Raw genomic sequence first — 24,991 nt, 5'->3', positions numbered from 1 at the left:
TCAGCGTGAGTACAGCTGATCAATGGCTTCTTGGTAATTGCGCATCACCACTGAGCGCTTCAATTTCAGCGATGGCGTGATGTGACCGTCAGCTTCGGTCCAATCGTGATCCAAAATCACAAATTTCTTAATTGCTTCTGCATGTGACACAGCTGAGTTGGCGTCGTCGACCGCGCCTTGGATTTCAAGAATGAGATCTGGATCGTTGATGTAGTCAGCCACAGTTCCACCAGCTGGCTTTCCATGTGCTGCAAGCCAGGCGGGAAAAGCTTCTTGGTCGATCGTGATGATTGCAGCGATATATGGCTTGGCTTCACCAACAACCAAACAATTCGATACCAACCAATGTGCACGAATGCGGTCTTCAAGCACTGCAGGTGCAACGTTCTTGCCACCTGCAGTGACGATGATTTCTTTCTTGCGGCCGGTGATTGATAAGAAGCCTTCATCGTCAAGGGTTCCAATGTCACCAGTGTGGAACCAGCCGTCTGCGGTAAACGCATCTGCAGTCGCACGTTCATTGTGCAGATAGCTTGTAAAGATCTGACCGCCCTTAGCCATGATTTCACCATCTTCGGCAATGCGAATCGTGGTACCTGGCATCGGAGTACCGACCGTGCCGATCTTCACGGCATTTGGATGATTAGCAGCAATTGCTGATGTGGTTTCCGTGAGCCCGTAGCCTTCAAATACTTCAAGACCAATACCGCGGTAGAAGTGGCCAAGCCGCGTGCCCAAGGGCGCGCCACCAGAAATTGCGTACATCACCTCACCACCCATTGCGGCACGAATCTTCTTGTACACCAACAGATCGAACAGTTTGTGCTTAAGGGTGAGTGCGAGTGGATGCGATCCGCTCTCGATTCCCTCGCTATGGCGAATTGCTACAGATACTGCTGTGTTAAAGATTTTGCCCTTTCCATCGTTCTGGGCTTTTTGTGCTGCAGTGTTGTAGACCTTTTCGAAGACTCGTGGAACAGCGAGAATGAAGGACGGCTTGAATTCTTGAAGTTCAGGAACCAATGTTGCGGTATCCGAACAAAAGCCCATCACTGTCCGACATTTCACTGCAGCAAGTTCGATGATGCGTCCGAACACATGTGCAAAGGGTAGGAAAAGCAGTGTCGAGGAACTCTCGTCTCGCAAGATGTGTCCGAAGGCCTCAATTGCCCCATCGACTTCAAAGACCCAGTTGCCTTGTGTTAGAACACAACCCTTTGGTCTGCCGGTTGTTCCAGACGTGTAGATGATGGTCGCAGTGTCGCTGAGTTGCACGCGCTGTTGGCGTTCATCAAGTTGCTCATCTGAAATATTTGAACCGACCTGCTTAAGAAATGCGATGCACCCATCATCGATCACAAGCGAGTGAGTGACCTGAGGCAGTGACCCCGCAATTGGCTCAAAGAGCTGCTTGAGTTTTTCACCTTCCAAGATGATTGCTACCGCGCCAGAGTCTTCCAAGATCCACTGCACTTGATCAGCAGACGATGTTTCGTAAATTGGCACACTTGCTGCACCGGCATAACCGATTGCATAGTCGAAAAGTGTCCACTCGTAACGTGTGCGTGACATCAATGCGATGCGCTGTCCAAACTCCACCCCAATAGCCATGAATCCTTTAGCGATAGCCCGGACTTCATCGTGGAATTGCGCACAGGTCACGTCTGTTAACAAGAAACCTTCGCGAACACGAAATGCAACACGATCGGGATGGCTCAGCGCATTGGCAATGATGTGACTTGCCAGATTCGGGGCGCTTGGGGAGTCCGCCGGGCCAGGTGAGGAGTACTCCTGCAGCATGGGTGACTCCTCATTTCGTGGGCTAGGCAGCCCATTGAATTTGATAGCTGTCACCGTACGCGATCCCCAGAGTCATGTGCAGGTGATCTCGTGGCATTGTGACCTCGTGGTTTCCATCCATGTCGTGTCTGACGTTCACGGTGCAGCTGCTGCCCTTGCCCGGGCCGCGGTCGGAAGTGACGTGTTTGTTTGTCTAGGCGACCTGATTTTGTACCTCGACTATGAGGATCCATCCCAAGGAATTTACGCCGAACTCTTCGGCGAGGAGCATTCCCGTGCCTACATCACAGCCCGAACAGCGGGTCGTTTTGAGGATGCGCGGGAACTGAGCGCTGCAGCCTGGGCACGCCTTGGCATTGTTGATCCGCAAGACCGAAGGCTTGCGATGGAATCACATATTCGTAAGCAGTACGAGGCGATGTTTGCTACGATGCCGCAACCAGCACTGATGACATATGGCAACGTTGATTTGCCTGCACTGTGGGATGAATATCGCAAGCCTGGCCATCGCCTCGTTGATGGGGAAGTCATTGATGTTGATGGGCTGAAGATGGGTTTCGTTGGCGGCGGGTTAATTAGCCCTATGCGTACGCCGTATGAGATTGAACCCGAGGTCTATGCCGCCAAGTTTGGTCAGCTCGGGCCTGTTGATGTGTTGTTTACCCACATCCCGCCCCAGATACCTGAGTTGACTTACGACGTGGTCGCGCGGCGCTTTGAGTTGGGTAGTAGGGCCATCAATGCTTACATTGAACGAGTTCAACCACGTTTTCATTTATTTGGGCACGTGCATCAGCCGCTCAGTCGCCGAACTCGAATTGGACGTACTGAATGCATCAACGTTGGGCACTTCCATGCCAAGAAAGTTCCGTATGTTCTAGAACTGGAGAAAACTCGTGGCTGACCGGACTGAATCGACCATCATTATCAACGCTTCTGTGGCCGCCATTACCGAAGTTATTGCAGATCTTGAGGCATATCCACAATGGAGTGAGGGGATTACCTCAGTCGAAGTGCTGAAGTCGCAGGAGAATCGTCCAGTCGCAGCGCGGTTCATCCTGGATGTTGGCATCATTAAAGACACATATGAACTTGCCTATACCTGGAAACCGGAGTTGGTCGAGTGGCATCTTGTCGACGCGACAGTGCTGTCTTTGATGGACGGCTCCTACCAGTTGCGAGACTTGGGCGATGGTTCAACTGAGGTCGCCTATGCGCTCACGGTTGACATTAAAATCCCAATGTTGGGAATGCTGAAGCGCAAAGCTGAAAAAACCATAATTGACACAGCACTCAAAGGCTTAAAAGCTCGAGTTGAGCAGGCATGACACTTTTGTTAGTGAGTGGCGCTGGCGGCTCAGGTGTCACCACTGTTGCTCAAGGAATTGCTCGCGTACTTCGCCAAGAGGGGCAAACGACTGCTGAAATCACATCGGCGCTTGCGGCACCGCTTGGTTCATCGCAGGTGTGGTCTGACGCAGTTGCAACCTTTGGCGTATGGCTAAAAGGTCTTGGGTCATCTGCGCTTTCGTCTAACGAAATTGAAGGTCTCATCGGCATTAATGAACTGCTTACGGGTGTCATGGTTGCTGATGCAGTTGGCAACTCGAATATTGATGTTGTGGTCTGGGATATGGGCTCTACTCGTGAAGCATTGCGTACCCTTCAGCTTCTCGACACCATTCCGGTACTCCTAGATCGATTACTCACTGGCCCTGCGGCCGCGCAACTCTCTGCACCTAATCCCGATGAACTTATTGCTGCCTGGTACGGACTCGTCACACATGTAGGTGCTGCGCGCGATGCTGTCAGCACAGCCCAAAGTGTGCTTGTTGGTACGTCGCATGATGCCGACGTGCTGGTTGAATCGAGTGGCACATTGCGACTATACGGATGCACGCCCGCGGCCATTGTGCTCAACAAAATGCCGGTGTTGACCAAGAAAGATGCAAAAGTAAAGCGTCGCGCACTTAACGAATGTGTTGAACAAGTAGATCGCATTGGCGTGCCGGTAGTGATGTTGCCCGACCGCTCCCAAGGTTCGCCAAAACCAGCCAAGGTTGCCAAATGGCTTGGTCCCCTCAGCGATGTATTGATGGCTGACACCAGTGCGTCAGATGACTTCTGGGTCATGCGTGAAACGAAAAAGGGTTACGCGCTGAGCGTGCACCTTCGGGCCGGTGCTGATGTGCAGGTTGGGCGCCGGGGTGATTTTGTGTTAGTCGTGTGCGACGGATATAGACGACAGCTTGAACTCCCAGCAGTGCTCAAGCGCTGCACGATTAGAGGTGGGGGGATGGTTGGTTCGTCACTGGTGATGAAGTTTGAGCCAGATCCAAAAGTGTGGCGGGAGCAATCATGAGTGGCAGCAAACCTTGGTGGTTTTCTGGAGAAGAACCTCCGAGTAGCACTTTTGACTTAGGTGGCATTGCAAGCAGTGCGCAACAAATCATCGAGTGGGCGCGCGATTCACTTTTGACCACGCACCAAGCACATCTCAATCCTGCAGATCATCCGACATGTTTGCTCTGCAAGGCAATGCAGTTATTCCAACAGTCGCCCAATGCGTCAGAGACTCATGATGATGAGCCGTTTACTTGGATCGACCTAGACCCGCCAAAATGATGTCGACCTAGACGACGGCTCCGTTATCGTCGTCGTCCTTGCGTTCATCTGAATGGCGAGCAATCAAGGTGACAAAGCCAATGGCTGATGCGGCCACCGCAATACCTGAAATAAATTTTCCCCAGCCAAAGATGTTCGACAGCAACAACATCACGGGTCCACCGAGTGCGCCTGCCCAAGCAAATCGCGCGATTGGATGTGAGGGGAGTGCGAGTGGACCTGGATCGGGAGCTTGGAATTCTTCATGAGTGTCATCGAGCAGTGCTTCGATAAAGACATCGTCTGAGTCCGTCTCGTGTTCGGGCACGGGTTCAACGGGCGTGGCGGGAGGCGTGATGAAGGTATGGCGCACTAAATGAGGATCTTGGGAAAGATCGGCAACGATCGCGGCCCATGCTGCCTGCTCGTCGGGCACGCCGGAGTTCGTGCTCACGGATGACTGCCGAACTGAACGTTCATGGCGATAGTCTGCCACTTCAAGGGCAACGGCCCCTGAAGCGTTGGTAGGAGTGGTTGTCGGTGATGTACTGGTTCTTTAAGTACTTGATCATTGGACCTTGGCTGCGCATTTTGTTTCGCCCTTGGGTTGAAGGCCTTGAAAATGTGCCCAAAGAAGACGCCGCCATCATGGTCAGCAATCACGTATCGTTTTCGGACTCTTTTTTCTTACCCCTTGTAGTTCCTCGCCATATCGCCTTCCTTGCCAAGAGTGAGTACTTCACTGGCAAGGGCATCAAGGGGTGGTTGACCAAATCCTTCTTCGCCGGGGTGGGGCAGGTTCCAATCGACCGATCAGGTGGGCGGGCAAGCGAGGCCGCTTTGCGTACAGCACAGCGAATTTTGCGGGGCGGTGGTTTGCTGGGCATTTACCCAGAAGGCACTCGTTCACCCAATGGCACGTTGTTTCGTGGTCGTACAGGTGTGGCACGCATGTCCTTGGAATCACAGGTTCCTATCGTTGCGGTCGCAATGATTAATACCTACGAGATTCAGCCACCGGGGGCTATCAAGCCAAGCCTGGGGCGCGTTGGTATCCGGATCGGTGCGCCGATGGACTTCAGCCGGTATTACGGGCAAGAAGAAGATCGCTTCATTCTTCGCTCGGTCACTGATGAGGTGATGTACGCAGTGCAAACCCTTTCAGGGCAGCAGTACGTCGATATCTATGCCACCAAGGCTAAGGAGCTCATCGCACGGGGTCTGCCTGCAGATGCATCCAATGTTGGGTCCCAAGACGACTAACTAGATAACCCTTGAAGAGTCGTGTACGGTTGTCTGTGACAGCGGTTACATTGCCCGGTCGGTTTGGCCGGCGAAGGGAGCACCTCATGCGCGTTGGAGTCCTCACTGGCGGAGGCGACTGCCCAGGTTTGAATGCTGTGATCCGCGGAGCGGTTCGCCGAGGCGTTACTGACTATGGCTATGAATTCGTGGGTTTCCGCGATGGATGGCGTGGTCCCCTCGAAGGTGTCACCATGCCGTTGGATATCGCAGCAGTGCGCGGCATCTTGCCGCGAGGAGGCACGATCCTTGGCTCATCACGTACCAACCCGATCAAGGTTGAAGGTGGCATCGAGCGCATTGAGAAGAACCTCAAAGAAATGGGCATTGACGCATTGATCGCCATTGGTGGCGAAGACACCCTCGGTGTTGCCACCAAACTCACCGAACACGGTTTCCACGTGGTGGGTGTACCGAAGACCATCGATAACGATCTCAGCGCCACGGACTACACCTTCGGCTTTGATACCGCGGTCACTATTGCAACCGAAGCCATTGACCGATTGCACACCACGGCGGAATCACATCACCGCATTTTGATTTGTGAAGTCATGGGGCGCCATGCTGGATGGATTGCGTTGCACGCAGGCATGGCCGGCGGCGCCAATGGCATCTTGATCCCAGAAGTTCCGTTCGATATGGACGAAGTCGTGGGCTGGGTTGAGTCACGATTCAAGGCCAGTTATGCACCAATCATTTGTGTTTCTGAAGGCGCATTGCCAATTGGTGGAGACTTGGTCACCAAGGACCAGACCCTTGATGCGTTTGGCCACGTCAAGCTCTCAGGCATTGGCGAATGGCTAGCAACTGAGATCGAAGCTCGCACTGGTCATGAAGCTCGCACCACGGTGCTTGGTCACATTCAGCGTGGTGGCACGCCAACGCCGTTTGACCGCGTATTGGCTACTCGCTTTGGCCTGAATGCAATTGAAGCGGTCAAGGATGGCGACTGGGGCAAGATGGTCGCTCTATCGGGCACCGACATTGTTCGTGTTCCTCTTGAGGCTGCAACGGGCGTCCTGAAGACCGTGCCACTTGAGCGTTATGTGGAAGCGTCAGCGTTCTTCGGGTAATCCCGAGGATTTCGCAGCGGCGTACCTGCAATACCCTTACCACCATGACGGCTCCCAATTCACAGGTTTCTTCGGCATTGCAGTGGCCGGATTTGCCTGCGTATCAGCAGCCGCCTTGGCCAGATGCGGCTGAATTAGCTGCGGCCGTTGCCGAACTCAGCGTGTTGCCGCCATTGGTATTCGCTGGTGAGTGCGATCAACTGCTTGATCGGTTGTCTGCAGCAGCGCTCGGTAATGCCTTTGTGCTCATGGGTGGCGATTGTGCTGAGACTTTCGAAGCCAATACCGCCAATTCCATTCGTGCCCGCTTGCAAACTGTGCTGCAGATGTCGGTCATTTTGACCTACGCCGCATCAATGCCTGTAGTCAAAATGGGTCGCATGGCTGGTCAGTACTTCAAGCCACGCAGTAAGCCCATGGAAACTCGCGAAGGCGTTGAGTTGTACTCGTACTTTGGCGATGCGGTGAACTCAATTGAGTTCGACGAAGCTGGGCGTCGTCCAGATGCGCAAAATTTGGTCCGCGCCTACAACGCATCCAGTGCTGCGCTCAACTTGGTGCGTGCATTCACCCAAGGTGGTTACGCAGACCTTCGCCAGGTGCACTCCTGGAACCAAGATTTCGTACGCGACTCCCAAGCAGGGGAGCGCTACGAGGCAATGGCTGCAGATATTGATCGGGCGCTTGCATTCATGCATGCCTGTGGCGCTAACCCTGATGAGTTCCAGCGCGTTGAGTTTTACGCAGCTCATGAAGCTCTTTCGATTGATTATGAACGTGCGTTGACACGTATTGATTCACGTACCGGTTACCCATATGACGTATCAGGTCACTTTGTTTGGATCGGTGAGCGCACACGTCAACTCGATGCAGCGCACGTGCAGTTCGCAGAGACCATTCATAACCCTGTCGGCGTCAAGGTCGGGCCTACCGCAACTCCAGAGGAAGTTTTGGAAATTGCACAGCGCTTGAACCCTGATCGGGTGCCTGGTCGATTGACTTTCATCATTCGCATGGGTGCTGGAAAGATCCGTGGAACCTTGCCAGCGATTGTGCAAAAGGTTGAAGACAGTGGCATTCCAGTGGTGTGGGTCTGCGATCCAATGCACGGCAACACTCGGGAAGCGGCCTCAGGTCACAAAACTCGTTCCTTCGATGACATCATCGATGAAGTCAAGGGCTTCTTTGAAGTGCACCGCGCAATCGGTTCGCACCCTGGTGGCTTACATATCGAACTCACTGGTGATGACGTCACAGAATGCGTTGGCGGTACTGGCGGAGTTTTGGAAACCGGCCTTGGTGAGCGTTACGAAACAGCGTGCGATCCGCGCTTGAACCGTGAACAAAGCCTCGAGCTCGCGTTTCTCGTAGCCGACATGCTGTTGCAGAAGTAACGTATGCAGATCGAAACCTTTGAGGTATTCGATCGACCATTCACCGTGGTTGTAGTCGATGGCATTGTTGTCCGTGGCACGTTTGACAGGATCGCGGGAGTACGTAATGGAGTTCCATCCCAGATCAGCGAAGTCCTCCAGCGTTATCTCGAAGGGGAAGTTGACCTTTTAACGACCATTGCGGTGCAACAGCCAGGTTCGCCCTTTCGGCAACGGGTCTGGGAGTCCATGCGCGAGATTCCAGCTGGTGAAGTAGCGACATACGGTGAATTAGCCATAGATGCAGGATCACCTGGAGCTGCTCGTGCAGCAGGAACTACCTGCGGCAGTAATCAAATCGCCTTGTTCGTTCCGTGCCATCGAGTAGTCGCCAGCAATGGCATTGGTGGATATCAATTTGGTTTGGACCTCAAACAAGACTTGCTGGAGTTTGAAGCTAAATCACGCTGATAGTGACGGTACTGCCCTTGGGGACTTCAGTGCCGGCAGCAGGGTTTTGTGAATATACGCGATTGAGTGGTGTTGCCTGTCCGGCAATAACTTTGGCCTTGAGTCCCAGTTTGCGTAAGGCAGCAACAGCTTCACTTCGACGCATGTCGATCAATTTTGGTACCACGACTGGTGGTGGACCGTCAGAGACAAGCAGTTGCACACTTGTGCCTGAGTTAACGGTGGTGCCCGCAGTTGGCGTGATCGAAAGCACTCGGCCTTTTGGTTCAGTTTCTGAATAGTTACGCGTAACCGTTGTGTCTAATCCAAGTGCCGTCAGTTCAGCAGTTGCTCCAGCGAGTTTCTTGCCGACAACATCGGGAACTGCAACTGGTTGCGGCCCCTTTGAAATCAACAGGTTGATCACCGTGTCGCGTTTGACGCTTGTGCCAGCCGCAGGATCTGTCCCGGCAACGGTGCCCACGGGTGCGGTGTTATCGAAGGCTTGTGTTTGAGTGCCAATGGTGACTGGCAATCCACTGAGGGCGGTAGTTGCAGCAGCAATTGATTTTCCATGGACATCGGGAACGGTGTAACGCTCAGGTCCTTTGGAAACTGTGGCAGCAACTGCACTGTTTTCTTTAGCTCCGTCACCAGCGGCCGGATCGGTGGAGAGCACGATGTTGGCTGGCGTGGTTTCGCTGAACTGTTCGCTGGCGATTTCAAGGGACAACCCGCTGGTAGCCAGCGTTACGCGAGCCGCTTGGACAGTCTGTCCGACGACATTGGGTGTAGGGACTTTGCTTCCGAGCGAATTTGCCACAAACCAGCCCGCCAAAATCGCCACGACGATGGCGCCGATGGCAATGACTGCTGCAATGACTCGACGTGAAGCGCGCTGTGGACGTTGGGCAAACAGCCCACCTGGATTCGAGGGAGTTGTCGGTGATGATGCGCCGCCACCGGCAGCCAGACGCGCATTTGTGCTTGCATCAACAACCAACGTGGTTCGAGTGTCAGCAAACGGGCGAGGGGTTGGCAATACATTGCGCACACGTCGAACATCGCTCAAGAAATCTGCTGTGTGCTGGTAGCGCTGTCCGGCATTGCGACGGGTTGCGGTGATGACCAGCGCATCAACATCGGCTGGAATATCGGACTTGATGGCGGACGGCGGTGAAACATCCTGATTCACATGTTGGTAAGCGATGGACAGAGGACTTTCGCCTGCATGTGGCACCTGTCCCGTCACCATTTCATAGAGCAGGATGCCGGCTGCATAAATATCCGAGCGTTCGTCCGCATCACCGCGTTCTACTTGCTCAGGCGAAAGATAGGCAACGGTGCCGATGAGGACGCCTTGGGTTGCACTGGTGTTTGATGTTGCGACCGCGCGAGCTAGTCCAAAGTCCGCAACCTTCACCAGGCCATCGTCAGAAACTAAGACGTTTTCCGGCTTGATATCTCGGTGCACAAATCCAGCGGCGTGGGCCGCAGCGAGGCCTTCAAGGATGGGATCCAACATCACGAGCGCTTGCTCAGGAGTGAGTGGCCCAAAGTCGCGCATGATGTCGCGCAAGGTTCGGCCTGGTACATATTCCATCGCCAGATAGATCAGACCATCGGCTGAACCTTGGTCGAAGACCCCAACCACGTGCGGGTGAGCCAGGCGTGCAGCGGCGCGAGCTTCACGCTGAAAGCGAGCGACAAAATCAGGGTCATCGGCAAGGTGGCGGTGCATGACCTTGAGCGCAACGATGCGATCCAGGCGAACGTCGAGGGCTTCATAGACCGTTGCCATGCCGCCGCGAGCAAGTTTTGCCTGCACCAAATAGCGTCCATCGACCATTTGGCCGACGAGTGCATCAGGTTGCAGATCCATTTGGGCCAGTCTAGGTCGACGAGTGTGCCTGTGCCTGCTGCCACACGCTGCTGAAGCGGGCTCCAAGTAATTCCCGTGCCAGTGCAATTCGGCCATCAGTGCCAGTGATTTCCAGGACGGTGGTGACGCGCTCAAGTTCAGTAATCATGTGGGCGATGAGTTGATCTGCGGCCTGACGAAATTGCGGACCATCGTGTTGGCCAGCTTCGGCAACCCAGGGGATATCAGGGCGGCACCACAGAAGGGCGTCGTAATGGGAGGCGTATTCCAATGCCAGATCGTGAAGTGAGGAGTCTTGGAAATAGAGCTGGCTGTAAATCGATGTCATGGTGGTCGCTGGGTCGCACAGGATCGTGGCAGAGGGATTGTCGGTTATGGCATGAATCTCGCGATCACGCTGGACTTGCATGATTTCTCGTTGTTCACTTTGCTCTGGTGTGCGGCCATGCTCCTCAACAAAGTTACGTAAGGCTTCAGTGACCACAATGCCATTGGTACCTGCTGCCAAGGCATGGGCCAAGGTGGTTTTACCCGTGGATTCGCCACCCAACACAGCAATGCACAGTTGTATTCCCACTATGCGAGAGTAGTGCTCATGTCACACCTTGCTTATGTAGGCGTTCTGGTCTGCATTGTGTTGGGCAGCGGATGGTTGGAATTCTTTCTGCGTACGCATGTGTTGCAACGCGGATGGCGTTTTCTCCTCTGCATCATTCCTGGCCTCGTGCTCTTTCTTGCTTGGGATGCGTATGCCATTTCCCAAGGTCACTGGTTCTTTGATCTTGACCGGTTACTTGGCTGGCAGGTAATAGGTGGAGTCCCTATTGATGAAGTTTTATTCTTCATTGTGGTGCCGCTGGCTTCAGTTTTAACACTTGAAGCAGTGCGTTCGGTACGTGGTTGGTCTGTAGGAGATGAGGGCGACTCATGACCTACACCCAGCTTGGAATTGTTGCAGTGATCGTTGCTGTATTGGTTGATCTCTTTGGTTTTCGCACCAAACTCGTCACTCGGCGAGTGTTCTGGGTTTCGTACTCAATCATTTTCATTTTCCAACTCATGACCAATGGCGTGCTGACTGGTTTTCGCATCGTTCGCTATTCAGGGGACGCAATCATCGGTTCATCAACACCGGTCGATGGCCCGCCGCCGTTTCTTGGTGATGGGCGAGTGGTCTTTGCGCCGCTGGAAGATTTACTGTTTGGCTTTGCGCTTGTGCTGTTGACGTTAGTGATGTGGGTCTGGTTGGGGCGCATTGGAATACAAAGAAGGCCTAGCGCGGGACCACCTCGCTGGCGCAAATAGCACCAGGGCCGAATTCACGGCGAGCCTTTCGTGCCCTGAACCACGCGGGAATTGCAATTCCCAATCGGCGGCGCATGGGAACTGTTGCTCGTTTCGTGAAGACTTCATAATCGATGCGTTCAACTTCATCTACGATGCCGCAATACAGGATTCTTGCAGCTTCAATACAGGGCTGAGCTGCGGGATGCAGCATGGAGATCCCAATTTTCGATTCTTCTTCGAGCGCTCGCGCACGAGCAATCTGAAACTGGAGCGCTCTACGCAAGGCTGGAGTCATGAGGCGTTGTTCGAGATCCGCGCGAGTTACTCCATATTCCTTGAGTTCAGCGAGCGGGAGATAGACGCGGCCACGATCAAGGTCTTCGCCAATATCGCGGATGAAGTTTGCTAGCTGGAAGGCAATACCCAGATCTTGGGCATAGGTGAAGGCTGCTTGTTCCGATGGCTCCAAAATTGGTACGACCTGCAGACCGATAACTGCTGCTGATCCGTACACGTACGTAAACAAATCATCGAAAGTCTCATATTCGGTGACAGTGAGATCCATAGTCATCGATGTGAAGAACGCTTCGAAATATTCCCGTGGAATTTCCCAGCGGACTGCGGTGTCTACCACCGCTCGACAGATCGGATCCTCTGAGAATCCGCGATCAAGGTCAGCGAAAAATGACGCTGCCCAATCTCTAAGCCAAGCAGCGCGCTCGCTATCTGTTTTCCCAGACTGCATGTCATCGACAATTTCATCGGCATAGCGCGCAAGACCATAAAGCGCGTGAACAAAGGGACGCTTCGATGCAGGTAGCAATAATGTAGCCAAATAATAGGTTTTTCCGTATTGCTTATTGAGCGCTTTGCAACGCAAATACGACATCCGAACCATCGGATCAGTGATGCCGGCAGCATTAAGTTCTCGGATGCTCATGCGTTACTTACTTCCCTTGAACCAGCATTCAATACCAGTTGACGTTCGCGTGGGCTCGCCAAACTCACAATGCAGACAATCGCGAGGGCAATCACGAATGCAATGAGATCCGACCAATCCCATACATTATCTGATGCAGTACTGGCTTCGACTATGCCGTGCACTATCAACACGATGGTGAGGAGCACTGCGATTCTGCGTTCACGCAAACTTAAGCCCGCTGCGGCGAACAGTGGTAGTGCCCACAGCACATACCAAGGATGAACCACGGGACCAAGGAGCACCAACACCCCAAATGCCAAGGCAACCCCACGCAGCGGCGTTCTTCGATCCGATGTCAGGATCAACCAAATGATGATGGCCAATGATGCGACAGTTCCAATTGAATGCATTACGTCAATCACGCCATAGGCATCTGGGGTAAAGCCCAAGAAGGTTGTGACACCTCCGATGATTTGGCCGATAGCAGTGGTGGGCGACAGCCAGGTCAGCACACTTCCTGGTGTGCCGAACGCGGCTGAGACTACGCCGTAGCCAGAGCCAACAACGAGGTACACGCAAATAATTGCGATGAAGGCAGCAAGGCCGGTCAGCAGCCAAGCTTGAATCTTCTTGCCCCAACTGGCTCCAATGCCGGCGAACTGCAAGCCCACAAATGGCAAAGCCAACAAACCAATTGGTTTCACAGTTGCTGCGAAACCAATTAATGCGGCGCTCCATAAACATTGTTGGCAGGTGCCTAAGTACAAGGCCAACACGATGAGACCAACCATGATCGCGTCGTTATGTGCACCTGAGACAAAGTGCATAAGAACGAGTGGATTGAGCACTCCTAACCACAATGCAGTGGAGCCTTCAATGCCATAGGCCTTTGCCAACTTTGGCAGGTAGATAGCCATGAGTGCCACGCCAACCAAGGAGGCCAGACGGAACAGGATTCCTGCGAGATATGCATTGGGATGAGCAATCGAAGAAATTGTTCGTTCGATCATCAAGAAACTGGGACCGTACGGTGTCGGCGATTCTGTCCACATTGGATCTGCGCCGATATCAAACCAACCTGGCAAATTTCCTACACCCGTTGTTGTGGGATCGGCTCCCGTCTCAAAGAGTCGACCTTGTGCGTAATAGGAGTACACATCGCGGCTAAATAATGGCGGTGCGGCGACAAGCGGCACGATCCACATCAACAGGACCCATTGCAACTTTCGAACTGGCCAGGCGTCTTGATGGAAAAGATCAGATCCGATGAGTAGCCATGCTTGAAGTAACACGGCAACACCGATGAGTACCAAGCTTCGTGCGAGAAGTGATCCTGATGTGGTTCCCCGAAGTGCATCAACGATCGGATTGGCCAGCAGGTCAGTAGTTCCCGGAAGCCAGCCAACTCCCAAGGCGCCAACGGCAATGCATGAAGTCCCGATGAAGCCAGGCAGTCCATGGCGCAGCAGGAGATGCGCGGTAGGCAAGCTTGCGGGATTAGACATTCTTATTGCCGCGCTCGTGGCCCAGTGATGCGCTCGGCAGCTAAGCGTCCAGAGATCAACACCATCGGTACACCAACTCCAGGGCGTGTTCCTGAACCAGTGAATACGACGTTTTGGCCCCACAGATTGCCGGGGCGAAATGGTCCGGTCTGTCCAAAGGTATGTGACGAGGCGAACGGTGCGCCGCGTTCCATCCCTCGCGCTTGCCAATCAAGTGGGGTAGTGATGTTCTCGACTTCAATTGCGTTGGTGAAATCTCGATAGCCGCGTTCTTCAAGCACTCGGCAAACTTCATCGCGATAGCGCGGGCCTTCTTTGACCCAATCAATATCTGCATCAAGGTTTGGTGTGGGGAACAAGACGTAGTAGACCTCTTTGCCATCTGGTGCCAGTGACTTGTCAGAGAACGTTGGGTTTGTGACGAGCAAGCTTGGGTCAGACATCAACTTGCGATCACGAATGATGTCGTCAAATACGCCCTTCCACTTCTTCCCGAAGTGAATGTTGTGATGAGCGATGGAGTTGTAATGGGCAGAGGAGCCAGCTAAGAAGAGGAAGCAAGAGGGGGAGTACTTCAAGCGACGGATGGACCACGGCTCGATGCCAAGAAGATCGCGAAAGGCAACGGGGACATCGGGATTTAACACGACGACATCAGCCGGAATGCGTTCGCCTTCTGAGGTAATCACAGCAGTTGCGCGATTGCCGACGCGCTCAACTTCGGTGACTTCAACGTTGTATCGAAATGTCACGCCATGGGCTTGTGCGGCTTGTGCCATGGCCTTAGGTACTGCATGCATGCCGCCCTTGGGGGCGAACACTCCAGCAACTGAATCCATGTATGCAATCACTGCGTAAATTGCAAGAGCGTCGTATGGTGAAAGTCCTGCATACATCGATTGGAATGAGAATACGCGTTGTGTGCGTGGATCCTTGAGGTATTCCTCAACCTTTGGTGCCAGACGACGGAATCCGCCAATGGCGGCAAGGCGTGCAAGGTTGGTTGTGAGTAAATCAAGTGGAGAGTCGATGTTTCGATCGATGAAATCTTTCATTTCGTACTTGTACAGCTCAGTAACAAATTCAACGTAACGACGATAGCCCTCGGCCTCCTGAGGCCCGATGACGTTGTTGATTTCCTGCGTCATCTCATCTGTATTTGAGTGCACGTCAAGTACTGAGCCATCTGGATAGAAGGAGCGATAGAGCGGCTTTACTGGTTCAAGTGTGAGCCAGTCATTCATGTTTTCACCAAGTGCGTTGAAGCAATCAGCAATGAGGTCGGGCATTGTGAGCACGGTTGGCCCAGTGTCGAACTCGTATGAGCCATCAGCAGTAGGAACGCTCAAGCGACCAGCGCGCCCGCCAGGAATCGCTTCGCGTTCCAACACCGTGACCTTGCGCCCAGCAGCTGCTAAATGCATTGCAGCGCTTAAGCCGCCAAGGCCAGCTCCAACAATGACCACTTCATCGGTTGGTCCGTTGACTTGCTGGATGGGAGTGAAGGGATTGAGTTTCATTAGGCCGCCCGACGTGTAGATGCTTCAATCAAATCCGCTAAAGCAGAGCGGCCTTCTGTGGAAATCGCTGCTGTTTCCAAAGCCGCGTATGAAGCCGCAATGCCGGCTTCAATGAGATGTTCAGTTGCACTCAGTGCCCCGGAAGAGGTCAAAATTTCTCGAACCGTTGCAACATCGTGGGAAGTGAGGTCTTGCTTGCCGAGTAGGGAAGTAAGCACTGCTTGCTCTGCGCTACTCGCAGATGCGAATGCCAAGGCGACCATGACTGTGCGCTTGCCCTCACGAATATCGTCACCTGCAGGTTTACCCGTTTCGGCCGGATCACCAAAGACGCCAAGGATGTCGTCACGCAATTGGAAAGCCTCACCAAGGGCGAGCCCGTAATCGCTGTAAGACCGCATGACGGATTCGCTTGCACCTGCAAGTGCGCCGCCAAGGTGAAGTGGACGTTCAATCGTGTACTTCGCTGATTTGTAACGAACTACCGTTCTTGCGCGATCAAGCGAAGTGTTTGAACGGGCTTGTTCGAGTAGGTCCAAGTACTGACCTGCCATCAACTCGGTACGCATAATGTCAAACAGTGGTTTTGCTCTTTCGAGCGCGGCTTTTGGCATCGGGGAGGCAAGAAAGACTTGGTCGGCCCATGACAAACACAGATCGCCGAGCAAAATGGCGGCACCAATACCAAACATGGGTGATGAACCGACCCAATTGTCTGAGGCGTGCATGGTTTCGAAGACGCGATGGGCGGCAGGTAATCCGCGGCGAGTGTCAGACCCGTCCATGACATCGTCATGAATCAATGCGCATGCTTGCAAGAATTCCAAGCCAACAGATGCATCCAGTGCTGCATCGTGAAGCGCAGCGAGGTCCTGGTCACTTGCTGCCGCGCGCCAACCCCAATAGCAAAACGCAGGGCGTAGTCGTTTTCCGCCACCCATCAAAGCTGTGAGCGAATCCATGAGTGGCGCCAACGCAGGGCTGATCGTTGCCAGGTTTGCTGATTCATGAGTAATGACCCGATCCACGACCTGTTGAACTCCGGCGCGAAAGGCAGCAGGGTCCATGACTGGAGGGATTGTCTGGGTCACGCCCTTGAGCCTAAACCGTCCTGAACTTAGGTGACCCTTAGGATTAACAAATGACCCAAAGCGCCGTCGGAGCCAATCTGGCCCAGCTATTAGCCACGGGCGGGCGCTCATTTTCTTTTGAACTCTTTCCGCCTAAAACGGATGAGGGTGAACAGGCTCTATGGCGCACTGTGCGTGACCTCGAGCGCCTCAACCCCACCTTTGTTTCGGTCACTTATGGTGCTGGCGGTTCCACCAGAGACCGCACAGTGCGAATCACGGCTGAAATCGCTGAACAGACCTCGATGATTCCGGTGGCGCACCTGACCTGTGTGGGTGCAAGCCGAGAAGAACTCCGGGGAGTTATCGGGGAGTACGCCGCGGCAGGCATTCACACCATCCTTGCTTTGCGAGGAGATCCGCCAGGTGGCCCAACTGCACAATGGACTCCGCACGCAGATGGCCTACAGCATGCCGATGAACTTGTGGCGCTCATCAAGGATCTGGGCAATTTCACTGTGGGTGTAGCGGCGTTCCCAGAAGGGCACCCTTCCTCGCCCGACCTTGATACCGATGCACGAGTTCTTGCTGCCAAGCAGGATGCAGGTGCGCAATTTGCGGTGACTCAATTCTTTTTCCGATCACGTGATTACGCGGATCTTGTGGAACGGGCATCAGCTCACGGCGTCACGATGCCAATCATTCCTGGCCTTATGCCAGTTACAAATGTCGCGCAGATTTCTCGCTTTGCCGAACTCTCGGGTGCGGCATTTCCTTCCGAGCTTGCCAAGCGCTTTGAGCAAGTGAAGGACGATGACGATGCCGTGCGCAAGCTTGGTGTTGAAATCGCCGTTGATATGTCGAATGAATTACTCGATATGGGCGCACCTGGATTGCATTTTTACACTCTGAATCGATCAACATCGACAGTTCAGGTGTATGAGGCTCTAGGTCTAGGGTCGAGGTAACAGTCGTGACGCTGGAATCCCTCGCTCCAGCATTACTTGTTGGTGCAGTCATTGTTCTGATCTCCATTCTTGGAGTGAGATTCGCCGGAAAACTTGGCGTACCTGGCCTGTTGCTCTACTTAGGGCTAGGTCTATTCCTCGGCACCTTCGTTGATCAACTCAATTTTCAAAATGCAGAACTCGCGGCAGTGCTCGGTTATGTGGCTTTGATTTTGATTCTGGCACAAGGCGGACTCACCACTCGGGTTTCAGAACTTCGCCCAGTGCTGTGGCCTGCAATCACGCTGGCAACTGTCGGAGTATTTGCCAGCATCGCGGTTGTCGCTGTTCCCCTGATTGCCTTCACAGACATGAGTTCGCATAACGCATTGCTATTGGCCACTGTGTTAGCTGCAACAGATGCCGCAGCAGTGTTTTCGGTACTTCGTAAATTGAAGTTGTCGCCACGCTTGCGCACGGTCCTTGAAGGTGAAGCTGGCTTTAACGACGCGCCAGTTGTGGTGTTAGTGAGCATCATTGCAAGTGGAGCATTCGAAACTTCGTCATGGTCATCTATTGCGTTGACCATAGTCGTTGAACTTGTGGGCGGTGCTCTTGTTGGCGTAGCCGCTGGCTACGCATCACGATGGGCATTGCGCCGCTTAGCACTTCCTGCCGTTGGCCTATATCCAATCGCCGCGTTGGCCATGTTGATCGCCGCCTATGCCTTCGCTGATTTTATGCACGTATCTGGGTTTATGGCGGTATACGTAGCAGCAGTCTTCGTGGGTTCGGCCGCAAGGCTTCCGCATCGACGTTCGATCATTGGTTTTGCTGACGGCCTTGCCTGGATTTCGGAAATTGGTCTGTTCGTCATGCTTGGATTGCTCGCCGATGTCCATCGTCTACCTGCTGCTATTGGTATTGCTGCGATTGCTGGGTTGGCGCTTGTGATTATTGGTCGCCCATTGGCGTCATTCGTTTCACTGACGCCATTTCGCTGGGGAATTCGAGAACGAATTTTTGTTGGTGTGGCTGGATTGCGTGGCGCAGTGCCAATTGTGTTTGCGGCAATTCCGCTCGGACTCGCAGTCGTGGGATCAGAACAGGTCTTTGATGCGACGTTGATTGTGGTTCTTGTGTTACTCCTTGTGCAAACACCGTTACTGCCATGGTTGGCGCGCAAGTTGCGACTTGAGCTTCCCGACGAAGCATTTGAACTTGATCTTGAAAGTGCACCGCTTGATGCCATGAACGCTGTGGTGCTCGCACTGGATGTACCTCGAGGTTCCGGACTCGTGGGTGTGTTCATAACTGAATTACGACTACCGAAAGGTGCAGTGGTTTCGCTTATCGTTCGTGATGCTGAACCGATGACCATTGACGACAACTCGAGATTGCGGGCCAATGATCAAGTGCTCGTGGTGTGCCCCGGCGAGGTACGAATAGCTACTGAAGAACGGTTACGCGTTGTTGCCAAGGACGGAAAGTTAGCAATGTGGCTACATGAGCCCGAAGTAAGGAAAGCAAAAAAAGATAAAGCATCATGGCCTCGCGCTGTAGCGAATAAATCCAAAGCTATTTTTTTGCGCGACCAATAAGGTCGGCCGTTAATTCGGCCCCCATGCCAACAAGTGGTAATCCGCCGCCTGGATGCGCTGATCCACCCACGAGAAAAAGTCCGGGAATAGGGGATTGATTCGTTGGTCGCTTGAAGGTGGAAAGTGAGCCATGACTGGCTGTTCCATAAATGGACCCCCCTGGAGCTCCACTGTCTCGTTCAAGATCTGCTGGCGTTGAGGTTTCCCGCCACACAATTCGGGATCGTAAATCAGTTCCGCGTGCAGCCAACGTTGCCAGGATCTGATCTGCATAGTTATCTGCAACTCCTGGCGCATCCCAGTTCATAGTTCCTTCTTCGCCAGTTGCGCTGTGCCGTGGAGCGTTGACCAAGATGAACCAGGATTCGTGATCCTGGTCTGGTCGCATCAAAGGATCATTGGGAACGCATGCATAAATTGTTGGATCAGTAACGGGGTACGGATCTTTAGCGAAGATGGCGTCGAACTCGGCATCGTAATTTTCTGGGAACCACACATTGTGGTGTTGGATATTTGGTGTACGCCCGCGAACAGCAATGAGCATGACAAAGCCCGCAAGGGAAGGCGTTGATTTTTGTAAGTTGCGAATTGCACTTTTTGCGCGTGAGTCTGCCGGGAGTAACGAACCGTAGAGTGATGATGCATCGGCATCGGAAATGACAATGTCAGCTTCCAGGAATTCGCCTGTTGCAAGCTCCACACCGCTGATTAGGCCGTTTCGTTGTGCAATTGATGCGGCTTGTGTGGAAAGTTGAATATCAACACCGCGTTCGCGCGCGCGATCGGCCAGTACAGGCGCCAAGGTGCCCAAACCTCCACCGATGTGCCAGGCGCCAAAGGTTTGTTCGACAAAAGGAACTGTGGCAAGAGCTGCTGGAGCACGTCGGGGATCGCTACCGGTGTAGGTGGCGTAGCGATCAAGCAGGGTTATCAGGCGTGGATCAGAAAACGACTTTTTCCCTAAACCGCGAAGAGTAGTGAAGGGAGCGATTGTGCGTACATCACTCAGGCTGCGCGTTAAACGAGCTGCGCTACGCAGTCCCTCAAGCGGTGATTGGAGTACTGGGGCGCGTGTCAATGCCCACATGTCACTTGCTCGTGACATCAGTGTTCGCCATTGGTGTGAAGCCTGTCCACCAAGTGCATCGCCAAGTGCATCGGCTGCGCGACCAATACCGACTCCCGGTAACACTGCATGAGTGCCATCAGCCCAGTGATAGCCAAAACCTGGGTCAACGGGTTGCAGGTCTACACACTCCTCTAGGGCGCTGCCGGTTTTCAAAAAAAGATCGCGGTACACCGCTGGGAGTGTGAATAAAGAAGGCCCAGTATCGAACGCAAAACCATCACGACGATAGGTGTGCAGTTTGCCGCCCACGCGTGAACTTTGTTCAACAATGGTGACCTGATGGCCCTTGACCGCAATGCGTGCCGCAACAGCAAGCCCTCCGACACCAGCGCCAATGACAACAATGCGACTCATGAAAGGACGCGGCCTTTCCATGAATTCGTGCCACGAACATGGCGTGACCATGAGATAACAGACAGGGCGCTGAACGCAAGGATGGATGCAGGGTGTGCTGCACTGTCTGGCCATACGCGAGCACCAGTTCGATGGGCAACGATTGCTCGACTTGCGGCGCCCGCCGCGTAACCAATGGTCCCCATAGCCCGCGTGCGTGATGAGCGTGCGCTGATGGCAGCAACGGGTGGCACCACATACGCAGCGAAAAGAAAAAGGTTGACTCCAATGGAACCCGCTGGCCCGCCAAAGCCCGCCCATAACGATTTGGCATAACCATCAATGACTTCGTCAGTGCTGGCATACATGCGGCAGGTCGCAATTGCTGAGCCATCCATGGTGCAGGTCAATTCACCTGAACTTTTCAGTGCACGCATTAACGCAATGTCTTCAAGTACTTCATCGGCAACAGCGCTGTGGCCATTAATCGCTTGGTAAGCATCCGCATCAGTCACCAAGAACTGACCATTGGCTGCTGAAAGCGAAGGACGAGTTGAACGTTGTGACCATTCAAGAGGCAAGAACGCGCACCACGACCACGTAACGATTGGTTGCACGAGTCGCTCAAGCCAACTCTCTGCGATTTGCAGTGGGTAGGGGGAGACCATGGCGAAATTGTGTGCGCGAAGTTCACCAACACTTGCGCGAATGGCATCAGGTGAAAGTTCAACATCGGCATCCATAAACACGAGCACTGAACCAGAGGCATGCAAAGAAAGTCGCTTGCATGCCCATGGCTTTCCAAGCCATCCAGAAGGTGGTTCTTCAGTACCAGGAATCAGGCGCACTCGCGGGTCGTCAATTGCGGAAACGATCGCTGCGGTGTCGTCGATTGAGCCGTCATCGAGCACGATCACTTCAAGATCCGGGACTCCGCGAGATGTAAGCACACTTGAAACTGCACGAAGAATGTTGCCTGCTTCGTTGCGAGCAGGAATGAGCACACTGACGCGTTCTGCAATTGGTGGTGCAATCACATTGGGTTTGCGCAAAGCATTGAGATTAACGGCAGTGTGCGCAGCAATTGCGATCGCGGAAAGTGAACCAATCGTGGTCAGGCGTTTCATCACCATTGCGGTTGGCTCCAACTTCGCCACCACCAGGGAATCACGATCACACCCATCACGATTGCGCCCCAGAGTGCAACCCCTGGGCGACCAAAGAACACCAGCGCTGCCATCACATTTGATGCGTAGACCCAACTGAGCATGATCACGGGAACGCCGTCTTTTGCGACGCGACGGGGCAGTCGATCAAGGAGTGCAATCAATAAGAAAGCGGTGAGGAGCCAACCAAGGAAATTCTGTAAAGGAATGCCATCGATGCCAGGGAGGGTCCAACCAGCATTGCTCCACGTCCAGTAACCCTCGCTCACCATTTGTGGATCAAGGAACAGATCCCATGAGGCAAACAGGACGCCACCGATCAGTGTGGTGAGCAGCGGATCGGTGGAAAGGCGCTGCGTTGCTAGCAAGCAGGGGTAGGCCATCGATGCCCATGCAAGTGGAATCAGGATTGGCACGCCAAAGAGCTGTGGCCCTAACGCATCTGTGTATGCGTAATCGCCGAAAGGAAACTGTGTGTGCACGCCAAGGATCTCGATGAGGAAACTCAAACCTAAGGTGATGCCCAAATATTGAGCAGTCCATTTGGTGCGTCGGGTTAGGCGAGCATGAATGGCTGAGGCAAAGAAAAAGGCCAAGACCGAAATAATGGTCAGGGCTTGACGCAAGGTTCCGTCAACAAGTACCCACAGGATCTGCGCCAAGATGCCTAGGCCAAGCAGGATCCAAGGAACCTTTGGGACCCAAGGCGGCAAGTTGCTGCCGCGATCGGCATGACCTCCCGTATAGACCCGCACACTCATAGTGAGCATTCTAGAGAGGGACGTTGAAGGTCTAGCTGAGTCAGTATTCTTAGCAGTCAAACGATTGTTAGGGAGTGCTCAATGACGAAGAAGAACCCAGCTCACGGCGGTGGGCTTGTAGGTAAGTTCAAGTCATTTGAGCACGGTGTCGAGGTCCTACTTTTCAATGGCCGTTGGCTCTTAATGCCGTTTTATATCGGATTGCTTCTTGGCCTTGTGGTACTCGTTGTGAAGTTTGCTCAAGAGTTTTGGCATCTACTTTCAATCACGGCAGATGCCAGTCTGAAAGACACCACGATCAGTTTGTTGGAGTTGCTCGACATCGTGTTGTTGGCCAACCTCATCATCATCGTGATTTTCAGTGGATACGAGAACTTTGTCTCCAAGATTGCGGTCGCAAAGAAAAATGAGGATCGCCCAAGTTGGATGGGCAAAGTTGACTTCTCTGGGTTGAAGATCAAGCTCATCGGTTCTTTGGTTGCTATTTCAGTGATCCAGTTGCTTGCAGTCTTCCTTGAACCGGAAATGACTGACACAGATCAGATTTTCTGGATGATCGCGATTCACTTGACCTTCGTGGTGTCAGGCGTGCTCTTCGCTGTGATGGATTACATCGCAGATAAGCGAGCAACTATCGATATTGCTGCAGAGAAAGCAGCCTTGGAATTACGTATCTTGGAAAAAGAGCATGGATTTCATCCCGGTTACGCTGAATCCTTAGACCCTCAAGGGGAGTAAGGCAGTTACACGCTGTCGCACGCTTTCGTAACGTCACTCCATTGATCCCACTCAGCAAGGCGCTTGTCATAGGCAGTGTTGGCAAGTGTGATGGCAAAGCTGGAGAGAAGTAAGCGCAGTGGTGGATGTTCGGCATCAACGACGGCAAAGATCGCCGCATTGGTTGCTTCTGCTGGTGGGGTTTGTCGTGCAGCTGCAGCGCGGGCTGCACGCTTATCTTCATACTGTGGGAGTGCAGTTGAGTGCACTGATGAAGTGTTGCCCCATTCAGTGGCAAATCCGGCTGGCTCAATGATCGTGACCTTGATGCCGAAACCGGAAACCTCTTGTGAGAGTGCTTCGCTCATTGCTTCAAGAGCCCATTTGGATGCGTTGTAGGCGCCAAGCATTGGAAACGCGCAGACGCCACCAACACTAGAAATTTGAATGATGTGACCAGAACCTTGATTACGCATGATCGGAATTGCTGCTTGGCTGACCCAAAGGGCACCAAAGAAGTTGGTTTCCATTTGATTGCGAATATCAGCTTCGGAGAGTTCCTCGGTGAATCCGAAATGACCGTAACCAGCGTTGTTCACAACAACATCGAGTTGTTCGAAGTATTCGTGTGCTTGTTGCACTGCGGCGAAATCACCTGCGCGATCGGTGACATCAAGTTGCAGGGGCAAGAAGGCATCGCCGTAGGTAGTAACGAGATCGGTGAGCATTGAGATATCGCGAGCAGTTCCGGCAACGCGGTCGCCGCGTTCAAGGGCAGCGATTGCCCAGGAGCGACCAAAGCCGCGGGATGCGCCAGTGATGAACCAAACCTTGCTCATGAGTGCTCCTTGGTGGGGTAGCCGGACCCTAGCCGAGGGGGAGCCGAGGCGGGCAGCACGCGTGGGATTGACGGTTGTCAGCCCCTCGGGCTAACGTGCTCCTTGTTCGAACGTATGTTCGAATCCTTGAGGTCTTCGGATTCGCGGCCAAGGCTCTCAGGGAGCGTTCTTATCTCGCCGGGCTCGATTCGACCCCGAGTTCGGCGAGATAAGGGGCCGGGTCGATGGGTCGAATGTCTTGAGTCGAACCACACCCATAAGGAGTCCCCATGGCAACCCTGATTGCAACCCCAACATCGGTAACTGCGCTGTATGACTTACCTTCAGCAACCTATGAATTGATCGCAGCCGCTCGCCGCAGTCTTACTGAAGCGGTGATCGCTAGTTCTGCTACTGATCGATATGCAGCGGCACACCTTGCCGCACTGCGCGCTGCTGCTGCGGTGCTGGCAGCTCGAGGTCGTGTGCAACGTAAATCACGCGGTCGCGTGCGCAGTGTGTGGCAGGTGCTTCCAGAAGTTGCGGGGGAGTTCACCGAATGGTCGGACTTCTTTGCTGCTGGTGCGCGCAAGCGTTCACTTGCTCAAGCGGGTGTGTCATGTGTCAGTGCGCGTGAAGCCGATGATCTTGTTCGCGATGCAGAAATGTTTGTCGAACGAGTCACTGCGGCTCTTTGCGTCACGCAGCAGCCATTGCCATCTGGGTACTAG

General features: G+C 53.5%; 26 protein-coding genes. 14 read left to right on the top strand and 12 right to left on the bottom strand.

What is annotated here, in order from left to right; genetic code table 11:
• Positions 1 to 1,800: a long-chain fatty acid--CoA ligase gene (locus PHN51_02125; GenBank protein ID MDD2817579.1), complete on the bottom strand. Its 1,800-nt coding sequence runs from the start codon at positions 1,798 to 1,800 to the stop codon at positions 1 to 3.
• Here PHN51_02125 and PHN51_02120 point away from each other — a divergent pair.
• From PHN51_02120 to PHN51_02105, 4 genes are read left to right on the top strand one after another with little or no spacing between them, the layout of a single operon-like run.
• Entirely contained in the window at positions 1,799 to 2,704 is a 906-nt protein-coding gene (locus tag PHN51_02120) for a hypothetical protein (GenBank protein ID MDD2817578.1), read from the top strand. The genes PHN51_02125 and PHN51_02120 overlap by 2 nt on opposite strands.
• Positions 2,697 to 3,128, top strand: coding sequence for an SRPBCC family protein (locus PHN51_02115; GenBank protein MDD2817577.1), 432 nt, complete (start codon positions 2,697 to 2,699; stop codon positions 3,126 to 3,128). Before PHN51_02120 ends, PHN51_02115 begins: the two co-directional genes overlap by 8 nt.
• Positions 3,125 to 4,162 carry a hypothetical protein gene (locus PHN51_02110; GenBank protein ID MDD2817576.1) on the top strand — a complete coding sequence of 346 codons (1,038 nt, stop codon included), beginning with the start codon at positions 3,125 to 3,127 and terminating at the stop codon, positions 4,160 to 4,162. The genes PHN51_02115 and PHN51_02110 overlap by 4 nt, the downstream gene beginning before the upstream one ends.
• The gene (locus PHN51_02105; protein MDD2817575.1) at positions 4,159 to 4,425 is read left to right on the top strand and encodes a hypothetical protein; all 267 of its coding nucleotides are present in this window, start codon (positions 4,159 to 4,161) and stop codon (positions 4,423 to 4,425) included. Before PHN51_02110 ends, PHN51_02105 begins: the two co-directional genes overlap by 4 nt.
• Positions 4,426 to 4,432: 7 nt before the next feature.
• Here PHN51_02105 and PHN51_02100 read toward each other — a convergent pair whose 3' ends face one another.
• Complete coding sequence (locus PHN51_02100; protein MDD2817574.1) at positions 4,433 to 4,900, bottom strand: hypothetical protein; 468 nt, start codon at positions 4,898 to 4,900, stop codon at positions 4,433 to 4,435.
• A 47-nt stretch (positions 4,901 to 4,947) separates the two neighbouring features.
• Between PHN51_02100 and PHN51_02095 the strand changes: the two genes are divergently transcribed.
• From PHN51_02095 to PHN51_02080, 4 genes are all read left to right on the top strand, one after another.
• Complete coding sequence (locus tag PHN51_02095; protein MDD2817573.1) at positions 4,948 to 5,667, top strand: lysophospholipid acyltransferase family protein; 720 nt, start codon at positions 4,948 to 4,950, stop codon at positions 5,665 to 5,667.
• 86 nt (positions 5,668 to 5,753) lie between these two features.
• Positions 5,754 to 6,779: a 6-phosphofructokinase gene (locus PHN51_02090; protein MDD2817572.1), complete on the top strand. Its 1,026-nt coding sequence runs from the start codon at positions 5,754 to 5,756 to the stop codon at positions 6,777 to 6,779.
• 44 nt (positions 6,780 to 6,823) lie between these two features.
• Entirely contained in the window at positions 6,824 to 8,173 is a 1,350-nt protein-coding gene (locus tag PHN51_02085) for a 3-deoxy-7-phosphoheptulonate synthase class II (GenBank protein ID MDD2817571.1), read from the top strand.
• Between the two features lie 3 nt (positions 8,174 to 8,176).
• Positions 8,177 to 8,623: a methylated-DNA--[protein]-cysteine S-methyltransferase gene (locus PHN51_02080; GenBank protein ID MDD2817570.1), complete on the top strand. Its 447-nt coding sequence runs from the start codon at positions 8,177 to 8,179 to the stop codon at positions 8,621 to 8,623.
• On the opposite strand, the gene pknB is transcribed toward PHN51_02080, so the two are convergent.
• Positions 8,610 to 10,484: a Stk1 family PASTA domain-containing Ser/Thr kinase gene (gene pknB, locus PHN51_02075; protein MDD2817569.1), complete on the bottom strand. Its 1,875-nt coding sequence runs from the start codon at positions 10,482 to 10,484 to the stop codon at positions 8,610 to 8,612. The genes PHN51_02080 and pknB overlap by 14 nt on opposite strands.
• Positions 10,485 to 10,494: 10 nt before the next feature.
• Positions 10,495 to 11,061: an ATP-binding protein gene (locus PHN51_02070; GenBank protein MDD2817568.1), complete on the bottom strand. Its 567-nt coding sequence runs from the start codon at positions 11,059 to 11,061 to the stop codon at positions 10,495 to 10,497.
• An 18-nt stretch (positions 11,062 to 11,079) separates the two neighbouring features.
• Here PHN51_02070 and PHN51_02065 point away from each other — a divergent pair, with 18 nt between their 5' ends.
• Both PHN51_02065 and PHN51_02060 read left to right on the top strand, forming a co-directional pair.
• A complete protein-coding gene (locus PHN51_02065) occupies positions 11,080 to 11,415 on the top strand; it encodes a lycopene cyclase domain-containing protein (protein MDD2817567.1) in 336 nt (111 codons plus the stop codon).
• Positions 11,412 to 11,789, top strand: coding sequence for a hypothetical protein (locus tag PHN51_02060; GenBank protein MDD2817566.1), 378 nt, complete (start codon positions 11,412 to 11,414; stop codon positions 11,787 to 11,789). The genes PHN51_02065 and PHN51_02060 overlap by 4 nt, the downstream gene beginning before the upstream one ends.
• Here PHN51_02060 and PHN51_02055 read toward each other — a convergent pair.
• Genes PHN51_02055 through PHN51_02040 form a run of 4 tightly spaced genes read right to left on the bottom strand, consistent with a single transcriptional unit; the run spans position 11,758 to position 16,809 of the window.
• Entirely contained in the window at positions 11,758 to 12,711 is a 954-nt protein-coding gene (locus PHN51_02055; protein MDD2817565.1) for a phytoene/squalene synthase family protein, read from the bottom strand. The genes PHN51_02060 and PHN51_02055 overlap by 32 nt on opposite strands.
• Entirely contained in the window at positions 12,708 to 14,198 is a 1,491-nt protein-coding gene (mptB, locus tag PHN51_02050) for a polyprenol phosphomannose-dependent alpha 1,6 mannosyltransferase MptB (protein MDD2817564.1), read from the bottom strand. Before mptB ends, PHN51_02055 begins: the two co-directional genes overlap by 4 nt.
• A 2-nt stretch (positions 14,199 to 14,200) precedes the next feature.
• Positions 14,201 to 15,718, bottom strand: coding sequence for a phytoene desaturase family protein (gene crtI / locus PHN51_02045; GenBank protein ID MDD2817563.1), 1,518 nt, complete (start codon positions 15,716 to 15,718; stop codon positions 14,201 to 14,203).
• Positions 15,718 to 16,809 carry a polyprenyl synthetase family protein gene (locus PHN51_02040; GenBank protein ID MDD2817562.1) on the bottom strand — a complete coding sequence of 364 codons (1,092 nt, stop codon included), beginning with the start codon at positions 16,807 to 16,809 and terminating at the stop codon, positions 15,718 to 15,720. Before PHN51_02040 ends, crtI (PHN51_02045) begins: the two co-directional genes overlap by 1 nt.
• 50 nt (positions 16,810 to 16,859) lie before the next feature.
• On the opposite strand from PHN51_02040, the gene metF reads away from it, so the two are divergent.
• Both metF and PHN51_02030 read left to right on the top strand, forming a co-directional pair.
• A complete protein-coding gene (metF, locus tag PHN51_02035; protein ID MDD2817561.1) occupies positions 16,860 to 17,756 on the top strand; it encodes a methylenetetrahydrofolate reductase [NAD(P)H] in 897 nt (298 codons plus the stop codon).
• A gap of 5 nt (positions 17,757 to 17,761) precedes the next feature.
• Entirely contained in the window at positions 17,762 to 19,336 is a 1,575-nt protein-coding gene (locus PHN51_02030) for a potassium/proton antiporter (protein MDD2817560.1), read from the top strand.
• Here PHN51_02030 and crtI (PHN51_02025) read toward each other — a convergent pair.
• From crtI (PHN51_02025) to PHN51_02015, 3 genes are read right to left on the bottom strand one after another with little or no spacing between them, the layout of a single operon-like run.
• Positions 19,314 to 20,819, bottom strand: a complete 1,506-nt coding sequence (crtI, locus tag PHN51_02025) for a phytoene desaturase family protein (GenBank protein MDD2817559.1) — start codon at positions 20,817 to 20,819, stop codon at positions 19,314 to 19,316. The two genes, PHN51_02030 and crtI (PHN51_02025), sit on opposite strands and share 23 nt — an antisense overlap.
• Positions 20,816 to 21,931, bottom strand: coding sequence for a glycosyltransferase family 2 protein (locus PHN51_02020; protein ID MDD2817558.1), 1,116 nt, complete (start codon positions 21,929 to 21,931; stop codon positions 20,816 to 20,818). Before PHN51_02020 ends, crtI (PHN51_02025) begins: the two co-directional genes overlap by 4 nt.
• Positions 21,925 to 22,725, bottom strand: a complete 801-nt coding sequence (locus tag PHN51_02015; protein MDD2817557.1) for a carotenoid biosynthesis protein — start codon at positions 22,723 to 22,725, stop codon at positions 21,925 to 21,927. Before PHN51_02015 ends, PHN51_02020 begins: the two co-directional genes overlap by 7 nt.
• A gap of 81 nt (positions 22,726 to 22,806) precedes the next feature.
• Between PHN51_02015 and PHN51_02010 the strand changes: the two genes are divergently transcribed.
• On the top strand, positions 22,807 to 23,463 hold the full coding sequence (locus PHN51_02010) for a TIGR00645 family protein (protein MDD2817556.1): 657 nt from the start codon (positions 22,807 to 22,809) through the stop codon (positions 23,461 to 23,463).
• 5 nt (positions 23,464 to 23,468) lie between these two features.
• Here the strand turns inward: PHN51_02010 and PHN51_02005 are convergent, their stop codons facing one another.
• Entirely contained in the window at positions 23,469 to 24,281 is an 813-nt protein-coding gene (locus PHN51_02005; protein MDD2817555.1) for an SDR family NAD(P)-dependent oxidoreductase, read from the bottom strand.
• 269 nt (positions 24,282 to 24,550) lie between these two features.
• On the opposite strand from PHN51_02005, the gene PHN51_02000 reads away from it, so the two are divergent.
• Complete coding sequence (locus PHN51_02000) at positions 24,551 to 24,991, top strand: SAV_6107 family HEPN domain-containing protein (GenBank protein ID MDD2817554.1); 441 nt, start codon at positions 24,551 to 24,553, stop codon at positions 24,989 to 24,991.

It is taken from the genome of Candidatus Nanopelagicales bacterium (assembly GCA_028687755.1).
Lineage (GTDB): Bacteria > Actinomycetota > Actinomycetes > S36-B12 > S36-B12 > UBA11398.
This window is presented reverse-complemented; position numbering and strand designations above follow the sequence as displayed.

What these genes read in the sequence shown, in the direction of transcription:
- PHN51_02120 (MDD2817578.1), top strand. Translation starts at nt 1,799, where the DNA reads ATGGGTGACTCCTCATTTCGTGGGCTAGGCAGCCCATTGAATTTGATA.
- PHN51_02125 (MDD2817579.1), bottom strand. Translation starts at nt 1,800, where the DNA reads ATGCTGCAGGAGTACTCCTCACCTGGCCCGGCGGACTCCCCAAGCGCC.
- PHN51_02110 (MDD2817576.1), top strand. Translation starts at nt 3,125, where the DNA reads ATGACACTTTTGTTAGTGAGTGGCGCTGGCGGCTCAGGTGTCACCACT.
- PHN51_02105 (MDD2817575.1), top strand. Translation starts at nt 4,159, where the DNA reads ATGAGTGGCAGCAAACCTTGGTGGTTTTCTGGAGAAGAACCTCCGAGT.
- PHN51_02095 (MDD2817573.1), top strand. Translation starts at nt 4,948, where the DNA reads ATGTACTGGTTCTTTAAGTACTTGATCATTGGACCTTGGCTGCGCATT.
- PHN51_02090 (MDD2817572.1), top strand. Translation starts at nt 5,754, where the DNA reads ATGCGCGTTGGAGTCCTCACTGGCGGAGGCGACTGCCCAGGTTTGAAT.
- PHN51_02085 (MDD2817571.1), top strand. Translation starts at nt 6,824, where the DNA reads ATGACGGCTCCCAATTCACAGGTTTCTTCGGCATTGCAGTGGCCGGAT.
- PHN51_02080 (MDD2817570.1), top strand. Translation starts at nt 8,177, where the DNA reads ATGCAGATCGAAACCTTTGAGGTATTCGATCGACCATTCACCGTGGTT.
- pknB (MDD2817569.1), bottom strand. Translation starts at nt 10,484, where the DNA reads ATGGATCTGCAACCTGATGCACTCGTCGGCCAAATGGTCGATGGACGC.
- PHN51_02065 (MDD2817567.1), top strand. Translation starts at nt 11,080, where the DNA reads ATGTCACACCTTGCTTATGTAGGCGTTCTGGTCTGCATTGTGTTGGGC.
- PHN51_02060 (MDD2817566.1), top strand. Translation starts at nt 11,412, where the DNA reads ATGACCTACACCCAGCTTGGAATTGTTGCAGTGATCGTTGCTGTATTG.
- PHN51_02055 (MDD2817565.1), bottom strand. Translation starts at nt 12,711, where the DNA reads ATGAGCATCCGAGAACTTAATGCTGCCGGCATCACTGATCCGATGGTT.
- mptB (MDD2817564.1), bottom strand. Translation starts at nt 14,198, where the DNA reads ATGTCTAATCCCGCAAGCTTGCCTACCGCGCATCTCCTGCTGCGCCAT.
- crtI (MDD2817563.1), bottom strand. Translation starts at nt 15,718, where the DNA reads ATGAAACTCAATCCCTTCACTCCCATCCAGCAAGTCAACGGACCAACC.
- metF (MDD2817561.1), top strand. Translation starts at nt 16,860, where the DNA reads ATGACCCAAAGCGCCGTCGGAGCCAATCTGGCCCAGCTATTAGCCACG.
- crtI (MDD2817559.1), bottom strand. Translation starts at nt 20,819, where the DNA reads ATGAGTCGCATTGTTGTCATTGGCGCTGGTGTCGGAGGGCTTGCTGTT.
- PHN51_02020 (MDD2817558.1), bottom strand. Translation starts at nt 21,931, where the DNA reads ATGGTGATGAAACGCCTGACCACGATTGGTTCACTTTCCGCGATCGCA.
- PHN51_02015 (MDD2817557.1), bottom strand. Translation starts at nt 22,725, where the DNA reads ATGAGTGTGCGGGTCTATACGGGAGGTCATGCCGATCGCGGCAGCAAC.
- PHN51_02010 (MDD2817556.1), top strand. Translation starts at nt 22,807, where the DNA reads ATGACGAAGAAGAACCCAGCTCACGGCGGTGGGCTTGTAGGTAAGTTC.
- PHN51_02005 (MDD2817555.1), bottom strand. Translation starts at nt 24,281, where the DNA reads ATGAGCAAGGTTTGGTTCATCACTGGCGCATCCCGCGGCTTTGGTCGC.
- PHN51_02000 (MDD2817554.1), top strand. Translation starts at nt 24,551, where the DNA reads ATGGCAACCCTGATTGCAACCCCAACATCGGTAACTGCGCTGTATGAC.